This is a genomic window from Arthrobacter sp. (assembly GCF_031988865.1).
In the GTDB taxonomy this organism is placed as follows: Bacteria; Actinomycetota; Actinomycetes; order Actinomycetales; family Micrococcaceae; genus Arthrobacter_B.
The window spans coordinates 18,656-29,815 of sequence record NZ_DALZXY010000018.1 but is presented as its reverse complement, the minus strand read 5'-3'; the positions used below and the strand labels follow the sequence as shown (position 1 = coordinate 29,815).

Annotated in this window: 9 protein-coding genes; 2 read left to right on the top strand and 7 right to left on the bottom strand. The window is 66.4% G+C overall.

Features of this window, described 5'->3' with window-relative positions:
• Nucleotides 1-215: 215 nt before the first annotated feature.
• From RTN46_RS05415 to RTN46_RS05390, 6 genes are all read right to left on the bottom strand, one after another.
• Entirely contained in the window at nucleotides 216-980 is a 765-nt protein-coding gene (locus tag RTN46_RS05415) for an MgtC/SapB family protein (RefSeq protein ID WP_312179635.1), read from the bottom strand.
• Nucleotides 981-997: 17 nt separating this feature from the next.
• Complete coding sequence (locus RTN46_RS05410) at nucleotides 998-1,942, bottom strand: HAD-IIA family hydrolase (protein WP_312179634.1); 945 nt, start codon at nucleotides 1,940-1,942, stop codon at nucleotides 998-1,000.
• 6 nt (nucleotides 1,943-1,948) lie between these two features.
• Nucleotides 1,949-2,857, bottom strand: a complete 909-nt coding sequence (locus RTN46_RS05405) for a carbohydrate ABC transporter permease (protein ID WP_312179633.1) — start codon at nucleotides 2,855-2,857, stop codon at nucleotides 1,949-1,951.
• Nucleotides 2,854-3,777, bottom strand: coding sequence for a sugar ABC transporter permease (locus RTN46_RS05400; protein WP_312179631.1), 924 nt, complete (start codon nucleotides 3,775-3,777; stop codon nucleotides 2,854-2,856). Before RTN46_RS05400 ends, RTN46_RS05405 begins: the two co-directional genes overlap by 4 nt.
• Before the next feature lie 3 nt (nucleotides 3,778-3,780).
• The gene (locus RTN46_RS05395; RefSeq protein WP_312179629.1) at nucleotides 3,781-5,112 is read right to left on the bottom strand and encodes an ABC transporter substrate-binding protein; all 1,332 of its coding nucleotides are present in this window, start codon (nucleotides 5,110-5,112) and stop codon (nucleotides 3,781-3,783) included.
• Nucleotides 5,113-5,179: 67 nt separating this feature from the next.
• Complete coding sequence (locus RTN46_RS05390; protein ID WP_312179627.1) at nucleotides 5,180-6,286, bottom strand: ABC transporter ATP-binding protein; 1,107 nt, start codon at nucleotides 6,284-6,286, stop codon at nucleotides 5,180-5,182.
• 181 nt (nucleotides 6,287-6,467) lie between these two features.
• On the opposite strand from RTN46_RS05390, the gene RTN46_RS05385 reads away from it, so the two are divergent.
• Nucleotides 6,468-7,463 (top strand): LacI family DNA-binding transcriptional regulator, encoded by a 996-nt coding sequence (locus tag RTN46_RS05385; RefSeq protein WP_312179625.1) that lies wholly within the window; start codon nucleotides 6,468-6,470, stop codon nucleotides 7,461-7,463.
• A gap of 21 nt (nucleotides 7,464-7,484) precedes the next feature.
• Here the strand turns inward: RTN46_RS05385 and RTN46_RS05380 are convergent, their stop codons facing one another.
• Nucleotides 7,485-9,194: a TIGR03767 family metallophosphoesterase gene (locus tag RTN46_RS05380; RefSeq protein ID WP_312179623.1), complete on the bottom strand. Its 1,710-nt coding sequence runs from the start codon at nucleotides 9,192-9,194 to the stop codon at nucleotides 7,485-7,487.
• 229 nt (nucleotides 9,195-9,423) lie between these two features.
• Between RTN46_RS05380 and RTN46_RS05375 the strand changes: the two genes are divergently transcribed.
• Nucleotides 9,424-11,154 (top strand): glycerol-3-phosphate dehydrogenase/oxidase, encoded by a 1,731-nt coding sequence (locus RTN46_RS05375; RefSeq protein WP_312179621.1) that lies wholly within the window; start codon nucleotides 9,424-9,426, stop codon nucleotides 11,152-11,154.
• The last annotated feature ends 6 nt before the right edge of the window (nucleotides 11,155-11,160 follow it).

Here is an 11,160-nt window from a genome sequence, read left to right as displayed (position 1 = left end):
CAGAACACTGGACATCAAACGCAGGTGCAGAAACGACACCCGCAGCACCCGGCCACCTTCGCCTACACACGCCCCTCGCCCCGCCTACGCACCGGTCGCCTTCGGCTACGCCCGCCCCGCCTACGCACCGGCCACCTTCGGCTACGCTCGCCCCGCCTACGCCCGCCTCAGCGAGCCGGCAGCACACAGACAGCCCACCCCGGCACCCAGCCCGCCTATCGCCGACTGCGCAGCAGGCGGCGCCGCGGTTCAGCGGCGTCGTCGTCTTCGATCACGCTGTCTTCGTCGAAGTCGTCCCGCAGGGAAATCCGCCGGACTCCGGAGAGCTCACTCAGCTGGGTCAAAAGTTCGCGCAGCGGAGGCTTGCCGCGGAAACGCATCTCGACGGCGACTTGGTTTGGTTCGTCCTCTTCGCCACGGATCTGGCGCGTGTCCAGGATGGAGGAATCGAATCCCATCCCGGTGGCGATGCCGAGGATGTCACGGAGCACACCGCTTCCGTCCTGGTACCGGATCCGGACGGTGCGTTTGCCGTCGGGAGTCGGAAGCCTGCGGGCCAGAGGCGCCAGGACACCCACGGCAACAAAGTGCAGCATCGTCGCGACAATTGCCAGCGGAACCATTCCGGCACCGCAGGCCATACCAATGGCAGCAGACATCCACACGGTCGCCGCCGTCGTCAGTCCGCGCACGACGTCGCGGTTCACAAAGATCACCCCGGCGCCCAGGAAACCGATGCCGGAGACGATCTGGGCTGCGATCCGGGAAGGATCGAGCGTCACATCGGTTCCCAGAACGGTCGAGAAGCCGAAGGCGGAAACCAGAGTGAAGATAGCAGATCCGGTACCGACGAGCGCGTGGGTGCGCAGTCCGGCGCTCTTCTGCCGGATCTGCCGTTCCAATCCGATCAGGCAGGAAAGGCCGAAGGCGCAGGACGCGAGAACCACTTCGGTAAGGAACGTGTCTGTGAAGAATTCCATCTGGCTTCCAATCCTGGTTAGGACGCTGGTTGCGCCCACGTTCCCAGCAGGGCGGGCAGCTCCCGAACCGAAGGCAGGACGGCAGTGGCAGTACCAGCGGCCGCCGCAGCAGGTCCGCTGACACCCGTCAGCACCAATACCGTCCGGATGCCGGCTGCCCGGCCCATTTCAATGTCGGTTTCCGGGCGGTCACCCACCATCAGTGCCTCACCCGCACTCATTCCCAGACGCTCCAGCGCGGCCGCCGCCATGATCAGCGACGGCTTCCCGATGACGACGTCGAGCTGTCTGCCGGTAGTCGTCTCCAGGGCCGCAGTGATCCCTCCACAATCCGGGATCAGCCCACCGTCAGCGACAGGACAGGTGGTGTCCGGATTCGTGGCCACGAAGAGCGCGCCGCGCCGCAGTGCTTGGAAGGCGGTATTCCACTTCTCGTAGGTGAAGGTCCGGTCAAAGGCCGCCAGTACGACGTCGGCATCTTCCGACGCGGTAACCCGGACTCCTGCGGTTTCCAGCTCCCGGATCAGCGGGGCTTCCCCGACGACGAACACTGAGGCGTCCGGGTGCGTCCGCAGCAGCCACTGGGCGGCCACACCGCCACTGGTCAGCACCTCCGACGCTTCGGTGGGAATGCCCATCCCCGTGAGGCGGCGGGCGTAATCGAGTGACGTCGCTGTGGGGTTGTTCGAGGCGAAAACGCACCGGATCCCGGAGGATTTCAGGGATTCAATGGTTTCGCTCGCCCCCGGGATGAGCTCGCCTCCGCGGTAAATCGTTCCGTCGAGGTCAAAAAGCACCCCGCGGACCGGACCGGAGCCCGCGACGCCGGCGCCCGGGGGCGTACCCAGCACCCCCGCGCCGCCGGCGCCCGACTCACCCGGCACCGGCAAAACGGAGGTCTCCGCAGGAACCGCAAGAACCGCCGAACCCGCAACATCCACTGCGGCAGCTCCGCTAATCACGGCTGATCACCGGATACCTGCCCGCATGAAGCTCTGGACGAACTGCCGCTGGAAGATCAGGAAGGCAATCAGCAGCGGCGCCACGACCAGGATGGTGGCAGCGGAGAGGAGCGTCCAGTCGATACCGGATTCGGTGCCGTTATAGACCATGAGCCCCACAGTCAGCGGCCGGGCCTCGACACTGTTGGTGATGATCAGCGGCCACAGGAAGTTATTCCAGTGCGTACTGACGGACACCAGACCCCAGGCAACCAGCGTGGGCTTGGCCAGCGGAACGTAGACCTTCCACAGCCTGCCCCAGCGGGAGCACCCTTCAATCTCGGCAGCCTCATCCAATTCGATCGGAATGCCCTTGAAGGTCTGGCGGAGCAGGAATATGCCGAAGCCGCTGGCGATGTAGGGCAGCCCGATGCCGGTGATGCTGTCCACCAGGCCCAGCTGGGCCATCGTGGTGTAGTTCTCCGAGATCAGGATGTCCGGGGTGATCATCAGCTGCACCAGAACCAGGCCGAACGCTATGTTCTTGCCCCGGAATTCGAAGCGGGCGAAGGCATATGCCGCCAGCACACCGAGCAGGATCTGACCTGCCAGGATGCCGCACACGAGCAGGATGGTGTTGAAGTAGTAGCGGTCGAAGGGCGCACCGTTCCAGACCGTCGCGAAGTTCTCGAAGGTCAGCGGCGCGGTGAGGTCGAACTTGGTGGCGCTGTCCCGCGTGTGGACCGAGGCCCACAGTGCATAGACCAGGGGCATCAGCCACAGGGCCCCGAGCAGCCAGGCGCCGGCGGTTTCCAGCGAGCGGCTCATCGAGAAGGACGCACGACGGCGGAGGGCCGGTCGCGCTGCGGCGGCTCCTGATGCAGGAGCGCTGGGCCCGGCTGCAGGAGCGGCCGCCTGGGCGGTGGAATGGCTCACTGGTAATGCACCCGCTTTCCGAGGAAGGTGAACTGCAGGACGGCAACGGCACCAAGGATCAGCACCAGTGCAACCGTCAGGGCCCCTGCGTACGGCATGTCGAAGAAGCTGAAGGCCGTGTCGTAGATGTAGTAGAGCAGCAGGTTGGAGGAGTTGTTGGGTCCGCCGCCGGTCATGATGAACAGATGGTCGATGATCTTGAAGGCGTCGGTGACGGCGACGACGAACACGAACAGCGTGGTCGGCATCAGCAGAGGGAACGTGACCCGGCGGAAGTGGTACCAGCGGGAGGCTCCCTCAAGGCTTGAGGCCTCTTCCAGTTCGGGTGCCATGTTCTGCAGTCCGGCCAGGTAGAAAATCATAAAGAAGCCAGCCTGTTTCCAGATCATCACCACCACCAGGGCCCACATCACGGTGTTGGGATTGCCCAGCCAGTTCTGCGCCGGAATCCCGAAGAACTCGGCCAGCGCAGTGACGGGACCGAGCCCGGGCGAGTAGAAGAACAACCAGATGCTGGCCACGGCCACCATCGGCAGGATGGTGGGCGTGAAGTAGGCCAGGCGCAGAAAGCCCTTGCCCTTGAGCTTGCCGTTGACCCAGACCGCCATCAGGATGGCCAGCGCCATACTGGTGGGCACCACGCCCAGGGCAAACAGCAGGTTGTTCTTCACGACCTGCCAGAACACGTCGTCGCCCATCAGCCGCTCGTAGTTGGCGAAGCTGACGTCTCCGCGCCGGTCTTCGAAGCTGCGCAGGACGGCGCGGATAATCGGATAGTGGGTGAAGGCCACGAGCACGATGAATGCCGGCGCCAGCATTGCCCAGGCGAAAGCCTGGTCCCCCAGCGGCTTGCGGGCCCCGGGCCGACGGCGGGGGGCGCCGTCGGCCTCTTTAGCGGCCACTTCCAGGACCTGGGTCATTGGTTAGTCCCGGTAGGTTTCCAGCACGCCGTCGATCTGCTTCTGCAGCGCGCGCATTCCCGCTTCCGGTTCCTGCTGTCCGGTGAGTACGGCGGCGATGGCGTCATTCACCATCTGCACCACTCGGCCGTTTTCATGCGTGGAGAGCTCGATGACCGCGTTGTCCAGCTGTTCGCGGGCCACCTCTGCCTGCGGGAACTCGGCGACGTAGTCCTTCATCTCCGGGGTCTCCCACGCTTCGGCTCCGGTGGCGACGTACCCGGTTTCGATGCTCCACTGCGAGGTGTGCTCGGGCTTGGTCAGGCAGTCTGCGATGGTCAGCGCTGCCTCACGCTGGGCGTCGTCCGCCTGTTCGAAGACGTAGAGGTTGCCGCCGCCGGTGGGTGAACCGGGCTGGTCGTGTGCGGGAAGCTGGCTGACTCCGAACTCGAAGCCGGCGTTGGTGCGGACGTTGGTGAGGTTACCCGTCGTCGTCCACATCATCGCGGTCCGGCCCTGGAGGAAGTCCTCGGGGGTGGAGGCCCATTCGGTGGTTCCGGAGGGCATCAGCCCTTCGTCGGTGAGCTGCTTCCAGTACTCCATGGCCTCAATGGCGGCGGGATCGTCGAAGCGGGTCTGCGAACCGGATCCGTCAGTGATTTCGGTGCCGGCCTGGACTGCCAGCGCCTGGAACATCCAGTAGCCGAACTGGGTGGAGGGGATTTCAATTCCGTACTCGGCTGCCCCGGATTCCTTGATGGTCTTCGCGACCGAAGAGAGTTCTTCCCAAGTCGTCGGCGGTGCCTCAGGATCGAGTCCGGCCTGCGTGAACAGGTCCTTGTTGTGGTACTGGACGATCGTCGAGCGCTGGAACGGAATGCTCCACAGCGTTCCCTCCGCGTCCTTGCCGCTCTTGAGGAACGGTTCGTAGAAGCGGTCCTCCGCCCAGCCCAGGTCGTCGGAAATATCGTTCAGCGGAACGATGAGGTTCTGGTCCTGGAGGGTGAACAGCTCCGTGGTGAGCAGCACGGCAAGGTCCGGACCGTCTCCGGAGCGGGCCGCGGTCTGCGCCTTGGTCATGGTGTCGGCATAGCTGCCGGCATACACGGCTTCGACGGCGATGCCCGGGTTGGCGTCCTCGCACGCCCCAATCAGCCCGTCCACGACGGAAGTCAGCGGGCCGCCGACGGCCACGGGGTAGTACATGGTGATCGCGACGTCGCCGTCAGCGTTGGTGCTGCTGCCGCCGCCGCAGGCGGTCAGCATCAGGGACCCCGCAGCGAGTACGGAGAGCGCTTTCACAGCGGAACGGGAGCGTCCGGGGCGGACGGGTGGTACGGATGCGGAGCGTGACATAATCGGGCCTCTCTGCTCGATTAGACGGAAAGTGATTGGTTTGGCCGAGTGGCGGCCGGTGACCGGCTCAGGCGGAGGCAGGCTGCGGCACGGCCGCGACCCGCTTGCGTGATTCGGCGTCGAAATACCGCAGGCTCCCGGGATCGGTCTTCAGCAGCACCGGATCCCCCTCGCTGGCCCGGACAATGCCGGGCAGCCTGGCGATCAGCGAATGGCCCGCAGCCACGTCCACCGTGAGCAGGGTTTCCGCACCCAGCATTTCCGTGGACCTGACCGTGCCGGCGACGGTGGCGTCCCCGGACTCGTGGGCGAGGAACAGGTTCTCGGGCCGGATGCCCAGCAGCAGGTCCTGCCCGGATCCCGCCGGCGGTGCCGTCTGCCAGGGAAAGCCCCCGGGCAGCAGGATCTGTTCCCCCGGACCCCGCGTGACCGGCAGCAGGTTCATGGGCGGAGACCCGATGAAGGCTGCGACGTCGGCGTCGACAGGATTCATGTACAGCTCTTCCGGCGAAGCGGCCTGGGCCACGTTCCCGTCCCGCATCGTCACCACGTGGTCGGCCATGGTCATGGCCTCCACCTGGTCGTGCGTCACGTAGAGCACGGTGAGCCCGAGTTCCTTCTGCAGGCTGCGTAGCTCGATGCGCATCTGCTGGCGCAGCTTGGCGTCGAGGTTGGAAAGCGGCTCATCCATGAGGACAACCTTGGCGTCACTGACCAGGGCCCGGGCCAACGCGGCACGCTGGCGCTGGCCGCCGGAGAGCTGGCTGGGCCGGCGGTCCAGATACGGCACAAGGCCGACCTTCTCGGCAGCTTCAGCGGCACGTTTTTCCCGTTCCGCCTTGGGAACTTTGCGCACACGGAGGCCAAAAACGATGTTCTCCAGCACCGAGAGGTGCGGATACAGCGCGTAGTTCTGGAAAACCATGGCGATGTGCCGTTTGGCGGCGGGTACGTCGTTGACCCTTCGGCCATCGATCAGCACCTCACCTGCGGTGGCCTGCTCAAGGCCGGCAATGATGCGAAGTGAAGTCGACTTTCCGCAGCCAGAAGGTCCAAGCAGGACCACGAATTGCCCGGACGGTGCGACGATGTCCACCCCGTGCAATACGCGGGTTACTCCGCCTTTTCCGTCCGCGAATGCCTTCTCCACACCGCGGAGTTCAACATCGGACATTTATCCCCCACTCCGTCGTAGACAGGATGTAGCTCACATTGGTAGTTGGGGAAAGCTAACTAAATCGTTTAAGGTTTGTCAACAGTTAGCTCTAGACTGTGGACGGCTGGAGGTTCCAGCCGATGGACGATTCCGGCGATTCCGGGTCTGTTCAGCGATTGCAGGCAGCGAGGGGATTCGCATGAAGGGCCGTCCAAGTATCCGTGATGTGGCCGCCGAGGCCGGCGTCTCGGCCACCCTGGCAAGCTTCGCGCTCAATGACCGAGCGGGTGTCTCCGCCGCCACCAGGGAACGGATCCTGGCCGCAGCCGACCGGCTGGGATACCGCGCGGATCCCTTTGCCCGTGCCCTGCGCACCGGAACGGCCAATGCCTACGGGCTGATGATCCGCAACATGGCCAACCCGTTCTTCCTCGATGTCCTGCGCGGGGCCCAGGATGCGGCCACCGAGCAGGGTGCCACGATCCTGGCGGTGGACTCGGAATACTCTCCGGAGCGCGAGCGCGAACACGTGGACCTGCTGCTTGGGCAGCGGGTGCGGGGCCTGGCCATCGCCCCCGTGGGACCGGGCGAGGCAGTCAGCCAGTGGCTCAGCGGCGCCCCGGGGCGTGCCACGGTGGTCATCAATGCCGTGCGGCCCCCGGACCTGCCGGTCACCTGCGTCTCCCCGGACAACAAGGAGGCCGTCCGGCTGGCTGTCGACCATCTGGCAAGCCTTGGGCACCGCAGGATCAGTTTCCTCACCGCCCCCGCCGGCCTGATGGCCGACAATGACCGGCTGGTGGCGTTTGAACAGCGCTGCACCGAGCTGGGCATCGAACCGGACCCGATCCACACCCGCCTCAGCCTCGAGCATGTGTACTCCGCAGTGTCCGAGCGGCTCTCCAAGTCCACCAGGCCGACGGCGGTGGTGACCAACTCCGACTTCACGGCCCACGCCGTGTACCGCGCCGCCCGTGCTGCCGGCGTCGCCGTCGGGGAGAAACTCTCCGTCGTCGGGCACGACGACCTGCCGACGTCGGAGCTGCTGGCCCCCGGACTGACCACCATCCGTCTGGACCGGCAGGCCATTGGCCGCGCCATCTTTGCCCGTCTGGCAGACACGGAACTGGTCACGGACCACGTGGAACCGGTCGAGCTTATCCGCCGCAGCTCGACCGGCCCCGCACCCAAATAACCCCTGCGGACCGCGGCGGCCTCAGCGGCGGCGGACCCGGGGATCCGGCAGGAGCAGCTCCACGTTCCGATCCTGGGCCTCGCCGTGGGCGTTGAAGCCGCCGACCCCCATCGGGTCATTCGCAGCCAGCTCACGGTGCCAGGCGGCCAGTTCCAGCGCGCCTGCCGTCCCTTCCGGCTGGACCGGCGCCTCATGATCCAGTGCCGTGGAGAAAATGGACAGCGTGCCGTCGTTGTTGTCCACGATCTCCAGCAGCCGCACCTGGCACGGCCAGTCCATGACTGAAGAGGTGCTGATTTCCCAAAAGCCTCCGCTGCGCGAAGGCAGCGGGCGGATGGAGTTACGGTGGATATGCCCACTCACCCAGGCGATCACATTTGGGAACCGGTGCAGGACGGCGGCCACTTCTTCACCGAGCGCCCGCTCGCCGGCGTCCGTGTGGCCGGCCGGCACCTCCCGGTCATTTGTCATGCTGGTGCGGGGGTGGTGTGAGGTGATGATAACCAGGCGCTCGTCACCGCCGCCGGCTGTCTCCCGGCCGTCGGCATCCAGATGGCTGACGTGCACCTCCGCCAGGCTCTGTTCCAGCCAGGCCAGCTGGCGCCGGTCAATGCTGCCCTCAAAAATGCCGGCAGGGTTGGTGGTGTCGAGGACAATCACCCGGACACCCGGCAGCCCGTCATAGGCATAGTAGGCGGTCCCGTCCAGCAGGTTCCGTTCTGCCAGGCCGTGCCCGGAAGGACGCGCGGAGGGCTGGAAATGCGCCTCGATGAACTCCTCCCGGGTGACCGGGCGGCGCCCCTGGTCCGGGGCGACCTGGTGCGAAGGGCCGGACAGGGTCTGAAGCGGGTGCTCCGTGAAGTCCGCGACCGGGCCCGGCGGAAGGGCGTGCACCTTGCGGTGTCCGGTCATCACGGCGCCAAGCTCCGGCGTCAGCGGCGCCCGGCCCTGCACCAGGCCATCGTGGTTGCCGTAGCAGGTGAGCCAGGGGATATCGAGGCCGGCGGCCACAAACGGCTCCAGGCCCGCCTTCAGCAGCCCCGGAACGTGCGGGAAACCGTGGGCGCGGCCCCACAGGTTCTCCGGATCATCAGGAGCCCAGGCCCAGGGGAAACGCCCGTCCTGGACGCCCTCAAATGCCGCACCACCCGAGTCCATGCACACGTCGCCGCCCTCGAGCAGGCGAAGGAAGGACTGCACCTCGTTCCACTGCATGTTGTCCACGTTGTCGCCGGTGGTCACCGCCAGCTGGAGCGGAGCACCGGTCTCCGGGCTCTTCGCCACCCGGTTGAGCGCCCGCACCAGGGCATCAGTGGCATGCGCGGCCAGCAGTTCCTGCGGGCGCATCATGGGCAGCAGCAGGGCGGTATCCGGGCGGCGACCAAGCTGGTGCATGGCTTCGAGCCGGGCCGGAGACTGGACATCGGTGAGCTGGATATCGGTCAGGTGGGCCAGATAGGCGATGCTGCGGCGCCCGCCGCGGGCAGCCTCCCAGCCGGCGGTGTTCCGGGCAGCGGGATCGCTGGGAGCGGGATCGCCGGGAGCGGGATCACCGGCCATGGAACCTCCGGCGGCCCGGGGGTGTCCCTCGGGAGCCAGCTCGGTCCGGGTGCGGTGGGCTTCACCGGGACCGGGCTCGAGGGCGTAGTAAGGCTGCTCGGAGCCCTGGCGTACGGCCTCACCCCTGCGGATCGTCTGCTGCACGGTCGTGGGGGCAGCGGGCTCATGCACGATTGTGGTCTCCTTCTGGTCCGGCTGCCCGGCGTCGTTGCCTGGGCAGCTTACCTTGCCGCGGTCTTTGTCCGATGCAAGCTGAGCCGAGCGTACCTAAAACGATTAAGGCAGGCAACGAAGCACGCGGCCAGCGGTCTTGACGGTTCTACTAAAACGATTCAGACTGTGGTTACTCGGGCCTCACACAAGGGTGTGGAGGAACCGGCAAAGAGGGAGAGGCAGCGCAATGGGCGTCCAGACAAAAGACGCGGCTGGAGACGGAACGCGGGCGTCCGTACGGGCACTGAAATCAGAGCCGGCGGCCCAGGTCCTGGTGATCGGGGGTGGAATCAACGGCATCGCAACCTTCCGCGACCTGGCGATGCAGGGCGTCAGTGTCGCCCTGGTCGAAGGAGCCGACTACGTTTCCGGGGCCTCGTCGGCGTCCTCCCACATGGTCCACGGCGGAATCAGGTACCTGGAGAACGGCGAATTCCGGCTGGTGCGGGAAGCCGTCGTCGAACGCAACAACCTGCTGCGCATCGCACCGCACTATGTGAAGCCGCTGCGCACCACGATCCCGGTTTTTTCCACCTTTGCCGGCATCACGGCCGCCCCGCTGCGCTTTCTCACGCACCGGCAGGGCCGCCCCCAGGAGCGCGGCGCCCTGCTGATCAAACTGGGCCTGGCCGTGTATGACTCCTTCTCGCGCTCCGGCGGCGCCGTGCCGCGCCACGAGTTCAGGGGCCGGCGGAAGTCCCTGGCTGCGCTGCCGCAGCTGAACCCGCGGCTGCGTTATACGGCGACCTATTACGACGCTTCCATGCACGATCCCGAACGGCTCGCGCTGGATGTGCTGGCCGACGGTCTGGCCGAGGGCCGCCACGCGCGGGCCGCGAACTATGTATCGGCCGTGGGCATGGGACCCGACGGCGTCCTGCTCCGCGACGCGTGCACCGGTGAGGAATTCACTTTCCGGGCCGACGTCGTCGTAAATGCGACCGGCCCCTGGACCGACCTGACCAATGCCGCCCTCGGCCAGTCCACGCACTACATGGGCGGCACCAAGGGATCGCACATCGTGCTGAACCATCCCGAACTCCTGGCGGCGACCGGCGGGAGCGAACTGTTCTTCGAACACAAGGACGGCCGGATCGTCCTCATCTACCCGTTCAAGGACCGGGTGCTGGTGGGCACGACCGACCTGGAAGCAGACCCGCGGGACGCCGCCCGCTGCACGGAAGAGGAGGTCGAGTATTTCTTCGACCTCATCCACCATGTTTTCCCGGACATCGAGGTCGACCGGTCCCAGATTGTCTACCGCTTCGCCGGCATCCGCCCGCTGCCCGGCCATGGAGACCTCCAGCCCGGATTCGTGTCCCGCGATTACCGGATTGAGTCCACTGCCCAGGTGGGCGGAAGCGTCCTCCTCAGCTTGGTCGGCGGCAAATGGACCACGTTCCGGGCGCTGGCCGAACACCTTGCCAACGATGTCCTCAAACACCTCGGCCAGCCGCGCCGGCGGGGCACCTCCGGGGAACCCATCGGCGGCGGACGCGGGGGGCCGGCCGGCCCCGCCGAGCGCAGCCGCTGGATCGCTGCCCATCGCGGCGTGCTGGTCCCGGAGCGCTGCGCGGGACTCCTCGACCGCTACGGCACCCGGGCGCTCGGACTGCTGGATCTGGTAGCTGGCACGGGCGAGCACCAGCTGAAACACCATGCCTCCTACACCCGGGAGGAAATCGGCTACCTCGTCCGCACCGAAGAAGTGGTCCGGCTGACCGACCTCGTGCAGCGCCGAACCAGCCTGGCGTTCCGGGGAGAACTGACCCGGGACCTGCTGCTCGAGCTGGCCGCGATTGCCGGTGGAGTCCTCGGCTGGAGCCCGGAGCAGGAGTCCGCCGAGGTGGACCGGACGGAGCAGGTGCTCAGCCGGGACCACGGTATGCAGTTCCACTCCAGCGGGAGCCTGGTCTGAGCCACG

Coding starts and splice junctions, on each gene's coding strand:
- RTN46_RS05400 (WP_312179631.1), bottom strand. CDS start 3,777: ATGACCCAGGTCCTGGAAGTGGCCGCTAAAGAGGCCGACGGCGCCCCC.
- RTN46_RS05385 (WP_312179625.1), top strand. CDS start 6,468: ATGAAGGGCCGTCCAAGTATCCGTGATGTGGCCGCCGAGGCCGGCGTC.
- RTN46_RS05390 (WP_312179627.1), bottom strand. CDS start 6,286: ATGTCCGATGTTGAACTCCGCGGTGTGGAGAAGGCATTCGCGGACGGA.
- RTN46_RS05375 (WP_312179621.1), top strand. CDS start 9,424: ATGGGCGTCCAGACAAAAGACGCGGCTGGAGACGGAACGCGGGCGTCC.
- RTN46_RS05395 (WP_312179629.1), bottom strand. CDS start 5,112: ATGTCACGCTCCGCATCCGTACCACCCGTCCGCCCCGGACGCTCCCGT.
- RTN46_RS05415 (WP_312179635.1), bottom strand. CDS start 980: ATGGAATTCTTCACAGACACGTTCCTTACCGAAGTGGTTCTCGCGTCC.